This window comes from Lysobacter antibioticus HS124, from assembly GCF_000336385.2.
GTDB lineage: Bacteria > Pseudomonadota > Gammaproteobacteria > Xanthomonadales > Xanthomonadaceae > Lysobacter > Lysobacter firmicutimachus.
This window is the reverse complement of sequence record NZ_HG424471.1, coordinates 19,978-38,093: the sequence shown is the minus strand read 5'-3', so window position 1 is coordinate 38,093 and position 18,116 is coordinate 19,978. Positions and strand designations below refer to the sequence as shown.

Below are 18,116 nucleotides of genomic sequence, written 5' to 3'. Positions count from 1 at the left end.
AAAAAAAAGCGCGGCCGGAGCCGCGCTTTGATCTTGCATGCCGCGTTGGCGGGTTTTCGCCGCGGCCGGAACCGGGCGCGGACGCCCGGTTCCGCCGCGGCCGATCACCACCAGCGACCGGTCAGCTGCACGAGGTGGAAGTCGAAATCGTTGAACGGATTCGGATCTTCCACCGCCGACGCGGCCAGGCCGGTCAGCAGCAGTCGGCGGTCGAACAGGCCCGGACGCGGCGCGACGATGGCGAAGTCGAAGCGTTGGCTCGCGCCGGCGGCCAGACGCGCGCCTTCGCAAGTGGCTTCGAAGCCGCTGCGCTGCGGCGCGACGGTGCAGTTCCAACCGGCCGGCGCGGCGATGGAGACGTTGCCCGCCGGCGCATCGCCGTACAGGGTCACGCTCGGCAGCACCGCGACATCGCCGCCGCGATTGCGCAGGGCGACCGAGAACGCGCCGTTCTGGCCGCCGCGCAACACGCGCGGGCCGTCGACGTCGATCGCCAGGTCGGCGCGCGCGGTGGTCTCCACGTTGACCAGGGCCTGGTCGTTGCCGTCGTTCGGATCGAACGATTGCGCCTGCGCGGCGACCGCCAGGGTGGTGGTCTTGCCGATCATCGCTTCGGTTGCGTTCGCCGACAGCGCGAAGGTCGCGCCTTCGCCGTTGGCCAGGGCATCGCGGTTGCAGGCGACGTGGGTCGAACCGGCGTTCACCTGCGGGGTGTCGCAGTTCCAGCCCGCCGGGGCGACCACGCTCAGCGCCGGCAGTTCGGCGTTGATGGCGAAGCCGATGCCAGGATAGTCCGCCTGTTCCGGGCCGGCGTTGTTCAGCGTCGCGCTGAACTGCACCGGACGGCCGACGCGCACCGAGGCGGTCGAGGTCGAGGCGATCACTGCCAGATCGGCGCGCCTGCGCGCGTCGATGTAGGCGACGACCGGGTCGTGGTCGGACAGGCGCGAGGGCGAATCGGCCAGGCTGCGGTTGATCTCCGGGAAGTCGGCATTGATGCGGGCGTGGTCGAGCTTGAGCCCGGCCGCGGCGCCGACCAGGGCCTGGTTGGCGAGCACGTGGTCGATGGTCTGCGCGCTGCCGCCGAAGGTGTAGCTGTAGCGCTGATCCGGCGTTTCCAGATCGCCCAGCTTGACCAGGTTCGGTTCCACCAGGTCGGCGCCGTCGCCCGGCACCGCGGTCTGGTCGTCGGGCGTCGGCGTGCCGGCGACGGTGTTGATCACGTCGGTCAGGCCGTCGTTGAACTCGAACGCGTTGAAGTCGCCGAGGGTGACGATGCGTTCGGCCGGATTGGCGAGCTGGCGTTCCTGGATGAAACGGGCCAGGAACTCGGCCTGGGCCTGGCGCTTCATGCGCACGCGATGGCCGGCGGCGTCGTCGAGTTCGCTGTCGATCAGCGAGCGCTGATGGACCAGGATCACCGTGACCGGGAAGCTGCGGCCGTCGGCGCCGTGCACGGTCGCCTGCAGCATCAGCGGCGGGCGGTCGTTGAGCTGGCCGCTGCTGCCGTCGGGCTGGGTCCAGGTCGCGTCCTTGCCGACCTGGGTCACCGCCTGCACCTCGACCCGGGCCTGGCCGCCGAAGTCGGCGGTCTTGATCAGGTAGCCGACGTCGATGCCGCCGATGTCGTTGCCTTCCTGCAGGTAGGCGACGTACTTCGGATCGGGGCGGCCGGCGGCGACCGCATCGGCGTTGACGCGCGCGGCGATGTCTTGCAGCGCGGTCAGGTTCTCGACTTCGATCAGGCCCAGGATGTCGGGCTGCTGCAGGTAGGAGATGCCCTGCGAGACCTTGCCGAGGCGGCGCGCGTAGGCCTCCGGGGTCAGCACCGGTTCGCCGATCGCCGGGTCGTTGACCGCGTCGAAGAAGCGCTCGACGTTGTACGAGGCGATGGTGAATTCCCACGGCAGCGGCAGGCGCGAGGCGACCGGCTGCATGCCCTGGGTGATGGTCGACAAGGCGGCCGGATCGCGCAGGATGGTGTAGCGGCGGAAGCCGTAGTCCAGCGGGCCGGTGAGGTCGGTGACGACCGCGCCGGTCGACAGGTTGAAGGCGGTGCCGCCGAGCGCGTCGCTGTCGACGGTGATCAGTTCCGGATTGAAGTCCCAGCGCGGGATCGGCGGAATGCTGCCGCCGCCCGGCGCGGCGTCCGGCGCCTGGATGCCCGGTTCGCGGAACGGACGCGGCACGCCGGTGACGACCACGTTGAAGATGCCGTTGCCGCTGCCGGTGGCGTTGGTTTCGTTCTTCGAACCCTGGGTCGGCGAGACCACGGTGGCGCTGGGGATGACCACCCGCATGCCCTCGAAGCGCTCGAGCTGGTCCAGGCCGCCGTCCGGCGAGGGCAGGGAGGTGCTCAGCGCGACCGCCTGCGGCAGGGTGTTGGGACCCATCACCGCCGGCTGCGACACGAACACGACCTGCACGCCGTTGCCGAGTTCGGTCAGCGGCAACTGGCCCGGGTCGGCGGTCGGGATGTATTCGATCACCTGACCGCTGGCGCGCACGGTGTTGCCGACGGCGGCCGCGGCCGGGACCGGGCTGCCGGTGAACACGAACACGGCTTCGGAGGTGGCCGGGTCGGCGTCGATCTGGTCGTCCGGCGCTTGCAGGAAGAAACCGTTGCTCTTGCGGCCGGTGACGATGCCGGAGGTGTAGACGCGCTGGCCGACCAGCGGCGAGGTCTGGCCGCTGCCCTGGATGGCGTGGATCGCGGTCAGCTCGACTTCGTCGTTGACGATGGTGCCGATCGCTTCGCCGTCGCCGAGGCGGGCGCCGGTCGGCGAACTCAACCGGACGAAGAAGGTTTCGTCGCCCTCGGTGTCGCTGTCGTCGTTGACCTGCACGGCGACGGTGGCGCTGGTCTGGCCTTCGGCGAAGGTCACGGTGCCGTTGGCGACGTTGTAGTCGCCCGCGGCGCTCGCGCTGCCGTCGGCGGTGGCGTAGCGCACGCTGACGCCGCCGGCCGGCGCCGGTTCGGACAGGGTCACGGTGAACACGAACTCGCCGGCGTTTTCCAGCCGCAGCACGTCGCCGATGCTCAATACCGGCAGATTGGCGCCGCCGCACGAGAACGCGGCGCTGGCGCGGTTGCGCGGCGCGGCCGGCGCGGTGGCGAAATCGGCGCCGTTGACGTCGGTATCGGTGCAGCCGTTGTCGGCGCGCAGCGCGGCGAGAATCGCGCTGAGCGTGGCGGTGGGCTGGCTGCCTTCGGCGCAGTTGGTGCCGCTGCCGTAGCCGACGAAGTCGATGCTGCCGAGCGGGCAGGCGCCGCTGAGGGCGTTGTTGTGATTGACCAGGGCGACCTTGCCGGCGCCGCCGGCCATCGCCAGGGTGCCGATCGCGTCCGGCGTCGGCAGGGCGACCGTGCCGCCGCTGCCGTCGGCCTGCTTGATCAGGTAATAGCCGCCCGGCGCGATGGTGCCGGTCAGCGGCGTGCGCGACCAGTTCGAACCGGTGCTGGAGGCGTACTGCACGCTCCAGCCGGTCAGGTCGACCGGGTCGCTGCCGTTGTTGTGCAGCTCGATGAAATCGCTCTTGAGCGTGGCGCCGGAATTGCCGCCGCCGCCGTAGACCTGACTGATGACGACTTGGGCGTGGGCCGATCCAGCCGAAGCCAAAGCCAACAACAATGCCGCCGAAAGGCGGCTGAAGCACTTATCCATGTTTCTCCCCATGTGAACGCCTGGATCCCCCCGGACACGCAGACGGGGTGGATTGTGCCCTAATGCTCACTTCTTGGCGTTGCACGGCGATGACGCCGCGCCTGCGTTTTTTCGACGGCCGTCGCGAACTGCGCCGGCCCGGCCGACTGGCGCCGCTGGACGAGCCCGATTCGGGCCGAAACGGCCGGGGCCGTCCGTCGGCGAAGCCCCCCGGCCGGAGCCGGGGGGCGGTACCGCGGTTCAAACCTGGAGGAACTCAGGGCTGGGGCGTGCCGGCGGCGACGATCGGCAGCGCCATCCGGGCGGCGTTGTTGGCCGGGTCCGGATCGGCGGACGGGGAGGTCACCGAGGCCGCGAGTTCGACCGTGCGCCCGGCCATGGCCGCGTCGGTGGCGCTGCGCAGATGGAACCAATGGCTCTGGTGCCCGGTGCTGTCGACCGGCTCGCCGGTGCAGGCCACGCTGGTGTGATCGCCTACGATCGTGGGAGCTTCGCAGCGCCAGCCCGGCATGACCGCACTGACCTCCAGGTTCGGCCAGGCGCCGGACAGGGCCAGGCCGAGGCCGACCTGGCGCGCCCAGTCCGGGCCCTGGTTGTCCACCGACACCGACAGTTCCAGCGGGCGTCCGGCCTCCAACTGGGATTCGCCGTGCAAGGGGCCGGCCCAGACCCGCAAGTCGGCGTGGGTCCGCGGCACCAGCCGCAGGTGCAGCGGGTCGACGTCGCCGGCGCGCATCGGCACCGAGTCGTCGTCGCGCAGCACCGCCGGGTAGCCGGCATTGCTGCGCAGGCGCTGCACCTGGATCCGGTCGGTGGCGGCGATCAGGCGCTCGTCGGCGAAGGCGTGCTGCAGTTCCTGGCGGCTGCCTTCGTCGATCGAGGAATAGCGCTCGGACTCGGGTTCGGTCGCGGTGAGCTTGAGCAGGTCCGGATCGAAGCGGTCGATGCCGTCGCCGAGCACCATCGTGCTGACGCCCTCGCTCGGCCGGCCGGTCAAGGTGCCGATCGGATCGACCAGGCCGTCGTTGAACGCGTGCGCGTCGAACTTGCCCAGCACCAGCAGCGGCAGCGCGTCGGGGTCGCTTTGCTGTTGCCGCACCCAGCCGGCGATGAACTCGGCCTGCAGGTGGCGGCGGTCGCGCTGCAGTTCGGCTTCCGGCGTATCGGCGTCGCTGCCGGCCATCGGCGCCAGTTGCACCAGCAACAGGCGCTGGCGGAAACGGTGGCCGTCGAGGGAGTGGATGGAGGCATCGATGCTCAGCGGCGCCTGATCGAACAGCACTGCCGCCGGACCGCTGCCGCCCGGCAACAGCGCGTCGCGGCCGACCTGGGCGATGTGCTCCACCACCACCCGCGAGCCCCACGGGCCGACTTGCTCGCTGCGGGCGAGGAAACCGATCTGTGGCTTGAGCGGATCGACGTTGGACAGGGCGATGGCGCGGTACTGCGGGTCGGCATGGCCGAAGGCCACGGCGTCGCGGTTGATCCGCTCGGCCAGGCGCTGCAGCAAGGGCTCGTTCTCGATCCCGGTGATCGCGACCAGATCGGGCATCCGCAGGTTCTCGCGGATGCTGCGCGAGATCTTGCCCAGACGCCGCTCCAAGGCATGCGGCGGCGTCGCCGGCTGACCGGAGCCGGGCGGGCTGTACTCGTCGTAGAGGTCGCTCAGGTCGTAGCTGACCACATGGGTCGGGCGCTGCTGCGGATCGCCTTCCTCGATGCGCGGCGGTGCCGGCGGCGATTCGCGCACGATCAGTTGCGCCTCGCGCTGCAGCATCACGACGTAGCGGCCGCTGCGTTGGTCCAGCGGACCGATCACGCCGTCGACGCGTGCGCCGACGCCGAGATCGACCGGCGCATGGCCGTCGGCGTCGCTGTCGACGCCGACCACCTCCTGATTGCCGTCCCAGCGCGGCAGCCAGCCCTGGACCTGACCGTGGAAGATCGGCGGATAGCGCGTGCCCGGCTCGCGCATCGGCGCCGGCTGGTCGTAGGGACCGAGCGCGACGTGGAAGCGGCCGTCGCTGCGGGTGCGCTCCTGCGCGGCATCGAAGACGCCGCCGGTCGGTCCGACCACGCGCACCTCCGGCAGGCCCACGCGCATGCCTTCGAACGCTTCGTAATCCGGCGCGCCGGCGACCGGGGCCCAGGGCAGCAGCGGCGCCGGCGGCAACGGCCGCGGCGACGTCGTCAGCGCAACGACCGCCGGCGAGCCCGCGATCGCGGTCATGGTGCCGCGCATGGGATGGGCGCCGCCGTCGGACAGTTCCGCGACCGTGCCACCGACGCGCACGCGCAGGCCGCGCCATTGCGGATCGGGCCGAGCGCCGGTCTGCACGAACAGTCCCTGCGACGTGTTCGGATCGCCGTCGCTTTCGAACTCTTCGCTCTGCAGATAGAAGCCGTCCTCGCTCAGCGCGGTGACGATGCCTTCGACCGCGACGAACTCGCCGCGCAACGGCGAGATCGCGCCAGGCCCTTGCACCGCCGGAATCGGCACCACCCGCAGATCGTCGTCGAGGATCGTGCTGAAACCTTCCAGGGCGACGCTGCCGTCCTCGCCGATCGCGCCGGACAGGATCTGCGCCTTGATCTTGACCGTTTCGTCGCCTTCGTAGCGGGTGTCGCCGCGCACGCCGAAGCTGAGGTGGACGCGGTCCTGGCCGGGGCCGATCATCGCTTCGTACTCGAACGGCAGATAGTCCTCGTCCGCGCGGGCCGTGCCGCCGTCGGCCGAGCTCACCCGCACCCGCACGCCGTTGCCGTCGGCCGGGCGATCCAGGCGCAGTTCGATCGGGAACGGCGCGATGTCGGCGTCGCCTTCCTTGAGCGCGATCGGCTGCAGCGACAGCCGCGGCGGCGGTTGCTGCGGATCGTCGTTGACGATGACGGCCTGGAGGTTGAGGTAGTCGCCGTTGGCGGTCACCGCGCCGGAATGGACCTTGATCTGCAGGGCGACGGTTTCGTCGGCTTCGATCAGCGCATCGCCCTTCACCGGCAGGGCGAAGCTGGCTTCGGTCTGGCCGGCGGGGATGGTGCCGCGCAGGTCGATCGGCAGATAGTCCTCGCCCGCACGCGCCGTGCCCTGGCCGTTGCTGAAGACGCTCCAGCTGACGCCGCCGATGCCGGCGGGACGGTCCAGCTTGAGCTTGAACAGGAACGGCGCGATATCGCCGTGGCCTTCGGCCTGGGCGACATCCAGCGCCGACAGGCGCGGCGGCGGACCGGGCGGGCAGGCGCGCACGGCCGAGTTGCGGGTGCGCGGCGTCGGCGAGCCGATGTTGAAATCGGCGCCGTTGACCTGGGTGTCGACGCAACCGCCGTCCTTGCGCAACTGCGCGCTGGCGATGCCGGCGGCCGGCGTCGGCGCCGCGCCTTCGGCGCAGTCGATGCTGCCGTAGCCGACGAAGTCGATCGAACCGGTCGGGCAGGACACGTTGATCGGGTTGTTGTGATTGACCAGGGCCAGCTTGCCGTTGAGCTGATTCAACGAAAGATTGCCGGCGAGGTCGTAGGCGGTCAGCGGGCTGGAGCCGACCGAAACGCGCTGGCGGATCAGGAAGTAGCCGCCCGGGGCGATGACCCCGCTCAGCGGCGTGCGTTGCCACGCGTTGGCGCCGTTGACCGGCGCGTAGTGCAGGCTCCAGCCGCTGAGGTCGACCGGCGCGCTGCCGTTGTTGTGCAGTTCGATGAAATCGGCGTTGTAGCGTGCGCCGCTTTGGCCGGCGCCGGCATAGACCTGCGAAACGACCACCTGCGCCTGCGCGGCGCCGGCCAACGCCAAAGCGATGCCGGCCGCGAGGGCGCGGCTTGCGAATTTATGCATGGATTCCCCTTGAGAATGCGCCTGCGGGACGTGCTTGGCAGGCCCGGCCATTGTGCGCTGGGGGTGTCGCACCGGCCGCGACCGTTGCGCTCGTGCGGCGCCGGCGTTGCGCGCGCCGGGCCCTGCGCCGGCTGGGTTTGCGCTACGCTTTGCGCCCCTGCCGCGAGCTGTGCCGTATGTCCGTCGAAAAGAACCAGCGCGAACTGGAAAGCGGTATCCATACCGACCTGCACGGACGCATCACTTACGGCGGCTATCTGCAGCTGGACAAACTGCTGTCGGCCCAGCGCGGCCTGTCCGATCCGCCGCACCACGACGAGATGCTCTTCATCATCCAGCACCAGGTGTCGGAGCTGTGGATGAAGCTGATCATCCACGAGCTGACCGCCGCCCTGGAGCATCTGCGCCGCGACCAGGTCTGGCAGTGCCAGAAGGTGCTGGCCCGCTGCAAGCAGGCGCTGCGCCAGCTGACCGAGCAATGGTCGGTGCTGGAAACCCTGACCCCCTCGGAGTACATGGGCTTCCGCGAGACCCTGGGCCCGTCCTCCGGCTTCCAGTCGCTGCAGTACCGCACCATCGAGTTCATGCTCGGCAACAAGAACGAGGCCATGCTGCGGGTGTTCGCCTACGACCCGCAGGGCCAGGCGGCCCTGGAGCAGGCGCTGGCGGCGCCGAGCCTGTACGACGAATTCCTGATGTATCTGGCCCGGTTCGGCCACGCCATCCCCGCCGACCATCTGCAGCGCGACTGGCGCCGGCCGCACGTCAGCGACCGCGCCCTGCAGCCGGTGTTCGAGCGCATCTACGAGAACACCGACCGCTACTGGCGCGAGTACGCCCTGTGCGAGGACCTGGTCGACCTGGAGACCCAGTTCCAGCTGTGGCGCTTCCGCCACATGCGCACGGTCATGCGCATCATCGGCTTCAAGCGCGGCACCGGCGGCTCCAGTGGGGTCGGCTTCCTCAAGCAGGCGCTGGAGCTGACCTTCTTCCCCGAGCTGTTCGAGGTCCGCACCACGATCGGCGCCGGTCCCGAGCGCGGCGACGGCTACTGAGCCCCTTCGCGCTGCGGCGGACCGGGTCCGCAGTCCGCCGGCGCGGCCCGCCCGACCGGGCGCCACAGAGGCGGTCGGCGAGCCTGTCCGCACGACCCGTCGGCGCGCAGTCGCCCCTCGACCGGCCTGCGTAGCCGTATTTGCGCGGCCGATCGCCGACGTTCGCCCTTCGCCAGCACCCGAACGGCGAACTTCGATCCGCCCGATGGCGCAAAAATCTCCCCCGTTCAGCTGCTTGGGCGGGCGATTGTTGCATTGCAGCACAGCGCGGCGGCTACGACTAAGGTTTGACGGGACCGCCCCGGGCCGGTAAATCTCCCCGGCCCGTGCCGTCGGCGTGGGATTTTTATTCAGTTTCCACACGACAGGGGACACCGCATGAGCGGAGCCGCTACAACGACCTCGGGCCAGGCGCCCATTCCGGAATTCCAGCAGCGACTGGGGCATCCTAAGCCCCTGTGGATGCTGTTCATGACCGAGTTCTGGGAGCGCTTCGCCTTCTACGGCATCCGCTGGGCGCTGGTGCTGTACATCGTCCACCAGTTCCACGGCGGCGACGCCGCCGGCGAAGCGCCGGCCAACCGCATCTACGGCGCCTACCTGGCCCTGGTCTACGCCGCGGCGATCTTCGGCGGCTACATCGCCGACCGCGTGCTCGGCTACCAGCGCTCGATCCTGCTCGGCGCAGTGATCATGTCCGCGGGCCTGTTCATGATCGCCTTGCCCAACGAGCAGATCTTCAAGCTCGGCCTGGCCACGATCATCTGCGGCAACGGCCTGTTCAAGCCCAATATTTCGACCATGGTCGGCAAGCTCTACGCGGTCGGCGACGAGCGCCGCGACTCGGGCTTCACCATCTTCTACATGGGCATCAACCTCGGCGCGATGCTGGCGCCGCTGCTGACCCAGTACCTGGCGCAGAAGATCTTCGGCAGCGAATCGCTGCCGGACTACAAGATCGTCTTCATCTCCGCCGGCGTCGGCATGTTGATCAGCCTGGTGTGGTTCTGGATCGGCCGCGCCGGCCTGCAGGGCATCGGCCGTCCGCCGGAGAACCAGGGTGATCGCCGCAAGGTGCTGTACGTGTTCCTCGGCGCGCTGGTCGCGATCCCGATCGTGTACTTCCTGCTGGCGATGGGCGCCGGCGCGCTGCAGGGCGTGCTGACTGCGATGTTCCTGGGCCTGTGTGGCTTGCTGTTGGTCGAAGGCTTCCGCGAGGGCGCGGTGCAGCGCGACAAGGTGATCGCGATGCTGATCATCTTCACCTTCAACATCCTGTTCTGGATGTTCTTCGAGCAGGCCGGCAGCTCCTTCACCTTCCTCGCCGACAAGATCGTCGACCGCGACATCTTCTCCGGCGCGATGGCGGACTTCGTCTACAGCCTGAGCGGTGAGCGCGTGTTCCCGACCGCCTGGTTCCAGTCGGTCAACTCGATCGCGATCATCACCCTGGCGCCGCTGATCGCCTGGATCTGGGTGGCCATGGGCCGCGCCAATCCGTCGATCCCGCGCAAGTTCAGTCTCGGCCTGATCTTCAACGGCCTGGCCTTCCTGTTGCTGATGTTCGCCCTGGGCAGCCTGCTGGACAACGGCAAGATTCCGTTCTGGACCCTGTTCGCGGTGTATTGGATCCAGTCCATCGGCGAGCTGTGCCTGTCGCCGATCGGCCTGTCGATGGTGACCAAGCTGGCGCCGGTGCGCCTGGTCGGCTTCGGCATGGGCGGCTGGTTCCTGTCGACCGGCATCGGCAACAACCTGTCCGGCATCTTCGCCGGCCACGTCAGCGGCGAGGGCGGCATGACCACGACTTCGGCGTTGGGCGGCTACACCTTCGGGTTCTGGGCGCTGGTCGGCGCCGGCGCGCTGCTGTTCCTGGTCGCGCCGCTGGTGCAGAAGCTGATGCACGGGGTGAAGTAACCGCCTCTGCGGCTGCGGCGTCCGCTGGATGCCGCGGTCCGCGCAGCGATCCAAAGGCGACGGCTGCGGCCGTCGCCTTTTTCGTTGGCCCGCCCGGCGCGTCGCCCCCTGTGGGAGCGGCGTGAGCCGCGGCAACCGAAGCGACGTGCGCAAGCGCAGCCGCAGAAACCCGGATAAGCGCTGGCGTTCTGCCGCGCTTGGGCTTACGAGAGGCTGGCGCGGCATTCCACCGCTTCGGCGGTCGCGGCTTACGCCGCTCCTACATAAGCGGGTGCGCCGCCGGGCCTATGCTCTGCCGAATCCCGAATCCCGAATCCCGAATCCCGGCTCAACGCGCCGCCGCCAGCTCCGCCTCGGCCTGGATCTCCAGCTCGTCCAGGCGGTCGAGCAGGCGGAACAGGGCCTCGCGTTCGGCGGTTTCGATCCCGGCCAGCAGGCGCTGTTCGAAGGCCAGGGCCATCGGCGCGACCTCGTCGTAGATCTTGTAGCCGTCGGCCGACAGCTGCAGCACCGAGCGGCGGCGGTCGTCGTCGTGGGTGTCGCGCTCCAGCCGGCCGGCGTCGATCAGGCGCGCGACGGCGCGGCTGACCGCGACCTTGTCCATCGCCGTGCGCTGGGCGACCTCGTTGGCGGACAGGCCCGGGAAGCGGCCGAGCACGGCCATGACCCGCCACTCGGTCACGCTGAGGGCGAAGCGCTCGGAATAGACCCGGGCGATCGCGCCGCTGACCCGGTTGGACAGGACCGAGAGCCGGTAGGGCAGGAAGTGGTCCAGATCCAGTTCGGCATGGCGCGGTCCCGCGCCACGGCGGGCCGGCGCGGAAGCGGGGGCGCCGCTGCGCTGTTCAGGATCGGGCGATTCGGATTGGGACGGTGGTCGATTCATGCTGCACTGTGCCTTGCTTATGGTTTCATGTGAAACTATAACGACCCCTTAGCCAAGGCCGTCCGCAGCGGACCCGGCCGCCACCTGAGAACAATGCCATGAATGCGCAGCCCAACCTCGGCATGCAGGTCACCACCTTCGAGAACCCCCTCGGCATCGACGGGTTCGAGTTCGTCGAGTTCGCCGCCCCGCAGGGCCAGGGCGAGCGCCTGCACGATTATTTCCGCCGCCTCGGCTTCAGCGCGGTGCTGCGCCACAAGACGCGCCCGATCACGGTGTACCGCCAGGGCGGGGTCAACTTCCTGGTCAACGAAACCCCCGACAGCTTCGCCTCGGCCTTCGCCGACGCCCACGGCCCTTGCGCCTGCGGCTTCGCGATCCGCTTCCAGAAGCCGGCGCAGCAGGTCTACGACACCGTGCTCGGCAACGGCGGCGAAGCGGTGACCGAGCGCGCCGACACCCGCGCCATCGACGCGCCGGTGGTCAAGGGCATCGGCGACTGCATGCTGTACCTGGTCGACCGCTACGGCGCCAAGGGCGACCCCTATGCCGACTACGAGCCGATCCCGGGCGCCGAGCAGAACCCGGTCGGGTTCGGCCTGACCTTCATCGACCATCTGACCCACAACCTGTACTTCGGCAACATGCAGAAGTGGTCGGACTACTACGAGCGGTTGTTCAACTTCCGCGAGATCCGCTACTTCGACATCAAGGGCGCCAAGACCGGCCTGGTGTCCAAGGCCATGACCGCGCCGGACGGCATCGTGCGCATCCCGCTCAACGAATCCAGCGACCCCAAGTCGCAGATCAACGAGTACCTGGACGCGTACAAGGGCGAGGGCATCCAGCACATCGCCTGCTTCACCGACAACATCTACGACACCGTCGAGGCCATGCGCGCCCAGGGCGTCGAGTTCCTCGACACCCCGGACACCTATTTCGAGGTGATCGACCAGCGCGTGCCGAACCACGGCGAGGACGTGCCGCGCCTGGCCAAGAACAAGATCCTGATCGACGCCGACCCGGAAACCCATCAGCGCAAGCTGCTGCAGATCTTCACCCAGAACGCGATCGGCCCGATCTTCTTCGAGATCATCCAGCGCAAGGGCAACGAAGGCTTCGGCGAAGGCAACTTCCAGGCCCTGTTCGAGAGCATCGAGCGCGACCAGATCAAGCGCGGCGTGCTGTAATCGCCAGGCTTGCGCCGGCGCGCCGCAAGGCGCGGCGACCAGCGCGCACGGCGCCCGCTAGGGCCGCTTGACGCGGCCGCGCGGGCCTCGGCACGTTTACCCGGTACTCGACCCCGATTCTTTCCACGGCTGCGAGCGCAGCGAGCGAAGCGACCCATGGCACCGATCAGCAATGGCTACCAAACCGGTTTCGGCAACGAGTTCGCCAGCGAGGCGATCGCCGGTACCCTGCCGCTGGGGCGCAACTCGCCGCAGCGCGTGGCCCACGGCCTGTACGCCGAGCAGCTGACCGGCACCGCCTTCACCGCGCCGCGCCACGCCAATCGGCGCAGCTGGTTGTATCGCATCCGCCCCGCGGCCATGCACGGCCCGTTCTCGCCCTACGCACAGCCGGCGTTCCACAACGATTTCGGCGACGGCGCGGTGAGCCCGGAGCAACTGCGCTGGAATCCGCTGCCGCTGCCGCAGGCGCCGACCGACTTCCTCGACGGGCTCTACACCATGGCCGGCAACGGCGGTCCGGCGGCGCAGACCGGCGTCGGCATCCACCTGTACGCCGGCAACCGCGACATGCGCGGGCGCTATTTCTACGACGCCGACGGCGAGCTGCTGATCGTGCCGCAACAGGGCCGGTTGCACATCGCCACCGAGCTGGGCGTGATCGAGGTCGAGCCGCAGCAGATCGCGGTGATCCCGCGCGGTGTGCGCTTCGCGGTGAGCCTGCCCGACGGCGCCTCGCGCGGCTACGTGTGCGAAAACTTCGGCGCTTTGCTGCGCCTGCCCGACCTGGGCCCGATCGGCAGCAACGGCCTGGCCAACCCGCGCGATTTCGAAACCCCGAACGCGGCCTACGAAGACCTGGAAGGCGAGTTCGAACTGATCGCCAAGTTCCAGGGCCATCTGTGGCGCGCGCCGATCGGTCATTCGCCGCTGGACGTGGTCGGCTGGCACGGCAGCTACGCGCCGTACCGCTACGACCTGCGCCATTTCAACACCATCGGCTCGATCAGCTTCGACCATCCCGATCCGTCGATCTTCCTGGTCCTGCATTCGCCCAGCGACACCGCCGGCACCAGCAACATGGATTTCGTGATCTTCCCGCCGCGCTGGCTGGTGGCCCAGGACACTTTCCGTCCGCCGTGGTTCCACCGCAACATCGCCAGCGAGTTCATGGGCCTGATCCACGGCGTTTACGACGCCAAGGCCGACGGCTTCGCGCCCGGCGGCGCCTCGCTGCACAACTGCATGACCGGCCATGGCCCGGATGCGCAGACCTTCGAGAAGGCTTCGGCCGCCGACCTGTCGCAGCCGCATGTGATCGTCGACACCATGGCTTTCATGTTCGAGACCCGCGCGGTGATCCGGCCGACCCGGCAGGCGTTCGAGGCGGCGCACCGGCAGCGCGACTATCAGGCTTGCTGGGCGGGGCTGCGCAAGCATTTCGTCGCGGGTTGAGCGCGGCCCCGGGCGGCGGCGCCCAGGGACGTCGTTTCGATGATCGCGGCCCGTGCGCGCCTGCACGAGTGCGGCGCCGCGGTGTGCGACGGCGCCGTTCGCGCTGCATTCACGCCAGCGGGCTAGGCTGCACCGGCCCTCGTACCGCGCCGTGCGCACCGGAGTTTCGTCGATGAAGTCGCTGCCGTCCTCGTCCGTTCCGACCTTCGCCTGCGCGGTACTGCTCGCGTTCGGCCTGAGCGCCTGCCAGCGCGAGGCCCCGCCCGCGGCCGAACCGGCGCCACCGGCCGCGAACGCTGCCGATCAGCCGGCCGAAGACGTGCCGCCGGCCACCGCGCCCGCGCCTGCGCCTGCGCCGGCCGATACCCTGGCCCGCTTCGACGGCTACGGCGACCTGCGGTTCGGCATGAGCGCCGAGCAGGCGCGCCAGGCCTGGGGCGGCGAACTCAAGGGCGAGGCCACCCCCGACGGCGGCTGCTATTACCTGCAGCCGCAATGGGCCAAGAACGCCGCCGAGTTCGGCCTGATGTTCGAGAACGGCCAGTTCGTTCGCGTCGACGTCGGCAACGACAAGGAAACCGCGCCCGGCGGCGGCCGCCGCGGCATGAGCGCCGAACAGATCCGCGGCCTGTACGCCGGCCGGATCGAAGAGCAGCCGCACAAATACGTGGAAGGCGCCAGGACCCTGCGCGTGAGCGACGGCGCCGGGGGCAAGGGCGCGCTGGTATTCGAGACCGACGCCGCCGGCCAGGTGACCGCCTGGCGGATCGGCCTGCCGCCGCAGGTCGATTACGTCGAAGGCTGTTCCTGACGCCCGCCGCGCTCGGCGCGGCACATTGGGGCGGAGCGCGGGGGCGGCGCAGCGCAACGACGCTCGGCCGCGGCCGAGTGTGGCTAGAATCCAGGCAACGACCGCAAGGGGAAGACCGTCATGTTCGAAGCCGTCGGCTTGTTCGTATTGGGCCTGCTGCTGCTGGCGCTGGGCGGCGATTCGATCGTCAAGGGCGCCTCGGGCCTGGCCCAGCGCTTCGGCGCCTCGCCGTTCGCGGCCGGGCTGATCCTGGTCGCATTCGGCACCTCGTTGCCGGAGCTGGCGGTCAACCTGCAGGCCTTCGTGCGCGGCCAGCAGGCGCTGGCGCTGGGCAACGCGGTCGGCAGCAACATCGTCAACTTCGGCCTGACCCTGGGCCTGGCCGCGCTGGCGGCGCCCTTGCTGGTGCGCTGGCGGGCACTGGCGCCGCTGCTGGTCGTGCTGTTGCTGGGTACCGTGGCGACCATCGTGCTGGGCCTGGACGGCGCGCTGAGCCGCGGCGAGGGTCTGGCGATGGTGTTGGCCTTCGTCGCCGTGGTCGCGTTCGCGGCCGCCCGCACCCGCCGCGAAGCGCCGGAGCTGCAGGACGCCATCGCCGCGTTCGCCATGACCCAGACCCACCTTGGCCTGAACCTGGTGCGGGTGCTGATCGCGGTGTTCCTGATGCACCTGGGGGCCTATCTGATCGTCGGCGGCAACGGCCTGTGGAACTTCGGCGCGTCGCCGGCGCTGAGCGGCGGCCTGGGTTCGCCGAACGCGGCCATCATCGGCGCGGCGATGGGCCTGTCGCCGCTGCTGACCGGCCTGTTGCCGGTGGCGATAGGCACCGCGCTGCCCGAAGTCGCCGCGGCGATCGCGGCCGCGCGCCGCGGCCAGGGCGACATCGTGGCCGGCCACGTGATCGGCTCCAGCCTGTTCAACCTGCTGATCGTGATCGGCGGCATGGCGGCGCTGCGCAGCGTGCCGCTGCCGGCCTCGTTCGTGCGTTTCGAGCTGCCGGCCGCGGCGTTGTTCGCCTTGATGCTGTATCCGATGCTCAAGGGCGATCTGCGGGTCAGCAAGCGCGAGGGCACGATCCTGCTGGTCGCGTTGCTGGTGTGGATCGGCTTCGAAGTGGCGATGCTGCACAGCTGAGCCGGTGCCGGCGGCCGGTTTTCGCCCGGCTTTGGCGGAGGCTGGCCCTATAATGGGCCGATGAGCGAAACCAACCTCCCACCGCGGCTGCCGCGGCGCGCGTTGCGCGCACTCAGCGAGTTCTTCCGCCTCGAGGCGGCCGGCGGCATCGTCCTGATCTGCGCCGCCGTGCTGGCGCTGATCGCCGCCAATTCGCCGCTGCGCGACGCCTACGAGGCGTTCCGCGCGATCCCGGTGCAACTGCGCATCGGCCCGCTGGACATCGACAAGCCGTTGTTGCTGTGGATCAACGACGGCCTGATGGCGGTGTTCTTCCTGTTGGTCGCCCTGGAAATCAAGCGCGAGGCGCTCAGCGGCCAGCTGGCCGAGCGCTCGCAGCTGGTGCTGCCGATGGTTTGCGCCAGCGCCGGCGTGATCGTGCCGGCCTTGCTGTTCTTCGCCCTCAACCGCGGCGATGCCACGGCCATGCGCGGCTGGGCGGTGCCGACCGCGACCGACATCGCCTTCGCCCTGGGCGTGCTGGCCCTGCTGGGCTCGCGGGTGCCGGTGGCGATGAAGCTGCTGTTGTCGACCATCGCGGTGGTCGACGACCTGATCGCGATTTTGATCATCGCGTTCTTCTATTCGCACGGCCTGTCGGCGACCGCGCTGATCTGGGCCGCGGTGGCGCTGGCGGCGATGTGGCTGCTCAACCGGCGCGGGGTGACCGCGCTGGCGCCGTACTTGGCGCTGGGGGCCGTGCTGTGGGTGTGCGTGCTCAAGTCCGGCGTGCACGCGACCCTGGCCGGCGTCGCCACCGGCCTGCTGATCCCGCACGTCGACAAGCGCAACGCCATCGACGACGAGACCGAGCACTCGCCGCTGGAAACCCTGGAGCACGCGTTGCATCCGTGGGTGGCCTACGCGATCCTGCCGCTGTTCGCCTTCGTCAACGCCGGCCTGGCCTTGGGCGGAATCCAGTTGCAGGACATGCTCGATCCGCTGCCGATGGGCGTGGTGCTGGGCCTGGTGGTGGGCAAGCCGATCGGCATCGTCGGCGCCGCGCTGCTGATGCGCGCGCTGGGCTGGGCGCGGTTCCCGTCCGGCATGGACCTGCGGGCGATGTTCGGGCTCGGCCTGATGTGCGGCATCGGCTTCACCATGAGCCTGTTCATCGCCTCGCTTGCGTATCAGGACCCGTCGCGCTACGACGAAGCGGTACTCGGCATTCTCGGTGCATCGCTGCTGTCGGCGCTGATCGGTTACTTCTGGCTGCGCGCGGTGCTGCCGGCGCGCGGCGGGCAGGGTTCGCACGAATGAAGCATGCGTTGGTGTTCGGCGGCAGCGGCCAGATCGGGATTCCGCTGCTGCAACGGCTCTATCACGCCGGTTGGCGGGTGACCGCGATTTCCCGCCACGAGCAGCACGACCGTCCCGGCCTGCACTGGCTGCACGGCGACCTGGACGCGATGCCGCCGTTGCCGGCGCGGGTCGATGCGATCTTCAGCTGCGGGCCGCTGCTGAAGTTCTCGCGCTGGTACGCGCAATCGGGCATCGAGGCCTCGCGGGTGATCGCGTTCGGTTCGACCAGCGCCGAAACCAAGCGCGGTTCGGCCGATGCCGACGAGCGCCGGGTCGCGGCCGAGCTGCGCGAAGGCGAGGCCAACCTGTTCGCCGCCGCACCGCCGCGCAGCGATGCGGCGACGGTGCTGCGGCCGACCCTGATCTACGGCGCCGGGCGCGACCAGACCCTGACCCGCATCGCCCAGCTGGCGCGTCGCTTGCGTTACTTCCCGCTGCCGCGCGGGGCCAACGGGTTGCGCCAGCCGGTGCACGTGGAAGATCTGGCCGAGGCGGCATTCACGGCCTATGGCGCGCCGGCGACTTGCGGCCAGGTATATGCGGTGCCGGGCGGCGAAACGCTCACCTATCGCGAAATGGTCGCGCGGACCCTGGCCTGCCTGCGTCCGCCGGTGCGGCTGATCGAGCTGCCGTCGCCGATCTTCAACCTGGCCTTGCTCGCGGCGCAGGCGACCGGGCGCGCGACCGGCCTGGGCGAGGCGGCGGTGCGGCGCATGCGCAGCGACATGGCCTTCGACGCGGCGCCGGCGCAGCGCGATTTCGGCTACGCGCCGCGGCCGTTCCGGCCCACCGCCGAGATGTTCGACACGCCGAGCGAATGAGGCCGGCGCCAGTCG

11 protein-coding genes are annotated in these 18,116 nt (G+C 69.7%); 8 read left to right on the top strand and 3 right to left on the bottom strand.

Translation table 11 applies throughout. The features are described 5' to 3' along the window. Nucleotides 1-104: 104 nt before the first annotated feature. Together TX83_RS07060 and TX83_RS07055 are read right to left on the bottom strand one after the other, a co-directional pair. Entirely contained in the window at nt 105-3,665 is a 3,561-nt protein-coding gene (locus TX83_RS07060; protein WP_087960681.1) for a Calx-beta domain-containing protein, read from the bottom strand. 256 nt (nt 3,666-3,921) lie between these two features. Further along, the gene (locus TX83_RS07055; protein ID WP_064747236.1) at nt 3,922-7,491 is read right to left on the bottom strand and encodes a lamin tail domain-containing protein; all 3,570 of its coding nucleotides are present in this window, start codon (nt 7,489-7,491) and stop codon (nt 3,922-3,924) included. Nucleotides 7,492-7,667: 176 nt separating this feature from the next. On the opposite strand from TX83_RS07055, the gene TX83_RS07050 reads away from it, so the two are divergent. Further along, a complete protein-coding gene (locus TX83_RS07050; RefSeq protein WP_064747235.1) occupies nt 7,668-8,546 on the top strand; it encodes a tryptophan 2,3-dioxygenase in 879 nt (292 codons plus the stop codon). A 378-nt stretch (nt 8,547-8,924) separates the two neighbouring features. Beyond that, the gene (locus tag TX83_RS07045; protein WP_064747234.1) at nt 8,925-10,463 is read left to right on the top strand and encodes a peptide MFS transporter; all 1,539 of its coding nucleotides are present in this window, start codon (nt 8,925-8,927) and stop codon (nt 10,461-10,463) included. Between the two features lie 328 nt (nt 10,464-10,791). Here TX83_RS07045 and TX83_RS07040 read toward each other — a convergent pair whose 3' ends face one another. Further along, entirely contained in the window at nt 10,792-11,349 is a 558-nt protein-coding gene (locus TX83_RS07040) for a MarR family winged helix-turn-helix transcriptional regulator (protein ID WP_079248097.1), read from the bottom strand. 98 nt (nt 11,350-11,447) lie between these two features. On the opposite strand from TX83_RS07040, the gene hppD reads away from it, so the two are divergent. The 6 genes from hppD (at nt 11,448) to TX83_RS07010 (ending at nt 18,101) form a co-directional block, all read left to right on the top strand. Continuing rightward, the gene (gene hppD / locus TX83_RS07035; protein WP_064747233.1) at nt 11,448-12,539 is read left to right on the top strand and encodes a 4-hydroxyphenylpyruvate dioxygenase; all 1,092 of its coding nucleotides are present in this window, start codon (nt 11,448-11,450) and stop codon (nt 12,537-12,539) included. A gap of 156 nt (nt 12,540-12,695) precedes the next feature. Then, nucleotides 12,696-13,994: a homogentisate 1,2-dioxygenase gene (gene hmgA / locus TX83_RS07030; protein ID WP_064747232.1), complete on the top strand. Its 1,299-nt coding sequence runs from the start codon at nt 12,696-12,698 to the stop codon at nt 13,992-13,994. Between the two features lie 172 nt (nt 13,995-14,166). Further along, complete coding sequence (locus TX83_RS07025) at nt 14,167-14,805, top strand: hypothetical protein (RefSeq protein ID WP_064747231.1); 639 nt, start codon at nt 14,167-14,169, stop codon at nt 14,803-14,805. A 120-nt stretch (nt 14,806-14,925) separates the two neighbouring features. Then, on the top strand, nt 14,926-15,939 hold the full coding sequence (locus tag TX83_RS07020) for a sodium:calcium antiporter (protein WP_064747230.1): 1,014 nt from the start codon (nt 14,926-14,928) through the stop codon (nt 15,937-15,939). 60 nt (nt 15,940-15,999) lie between these two features. Then, on the top strand, nt 16,000-17,238 hold the full coding sequence (gene nhaA / locus TX83_RS07015; protein WP_064747228.1) for a Na+/H+ antiporter NhaA: 1,239 nt from the start codon (nt 16,000-16,002) through the stop codon (nt 17,236-17,238). Next, entirely contained in the window at nt 17,235-18,101 is an 867-nt protein-coding gene (locus TX83_RS07010) for an SDR family oxidoreductase (protein ID WP_064747226.1), read from the top strand. Before nhaA ends, TX83_RS07010 begins: the two co-directional genes overlap by 4 nt. Nucleotides 18,102-18,116 lie beyond the last annotated feature (15 nt).

Coding starts and splice junctions, on each gene's coding strand:
- hmgA (WP_064747232.1), top strand. CDS start 12,696: ATGGCACCGATCAGCAATGGCTACCAAACCGGTTTCGGCAACGAGTTC.
- TX83_RS07055 (WP_064747236.1), bottom strand. CDS start 7,491: ATGCATAAATTCGCAAGCCGCGCCCTCGCGGCCGGCATCGCTTTGGCG.
- TX83_RS07050 (WP_064747235.1), top strand. CDS start 7,668: ATGTCCGTCGAAAAGAACCAGCGCGAACTGGAAAGCGGTATCCATACC.
- hppD (WP_064747233.1), top strand. CDS start 11,448: ATGAATGCGCAGCCCAACCTCGGCATGCAGGTCACCACCTTCGAGAAC.
- nhaA (WP_064747228.1), top strand. CDS start 16,000: ATGAGCGAAACCAACCTCCCACCGCGGCTGCCGCGGCGCGCGTTGCGC.
- TX83_RS07060 (WP_087960681.1), bottom strand. CDS start 3,665: ATGGATAAGTGCTTCAGCCGCCTTTCGGCGGCATTGTTGTTGGCTTTG.
- TX83_RS07040 (WP_079248097.1), bottom strand. CDS start 11,349: ATGAATCGACCACCGTCCCAATCCGAATCGCCCGATCCTGAACAGCGC.
- TX83_RS07025 (WP_064747231.1), top strand. CDS start 14,167: ATGAAGTCGCTGCCGTCCTCGTCCGTTCCGACCTTCGCCTGCGCGGTA.
- TX83_RS07045 (WP_064747234.1), top strand. CDS start 8,925: ATGAGCGGAGCCGCTACAACGACCTCGGGCCAGGCGCCCATTCCGGAA.
- TX83_RS07020 (WP_064747230.1), top strand. CDS start 14,926: ATGTTCGAAGCCGTCGGCTTGTTCGTATTGGGCCTGCTGCTGCTGGCG.
- TX83_RS07010 (WP_064747226.1), top strand. CDS start 17,235: ATGAAGCATGCGTTGGTGTTCGGCGGCAGCGGCCAGATCGGGATTCCG.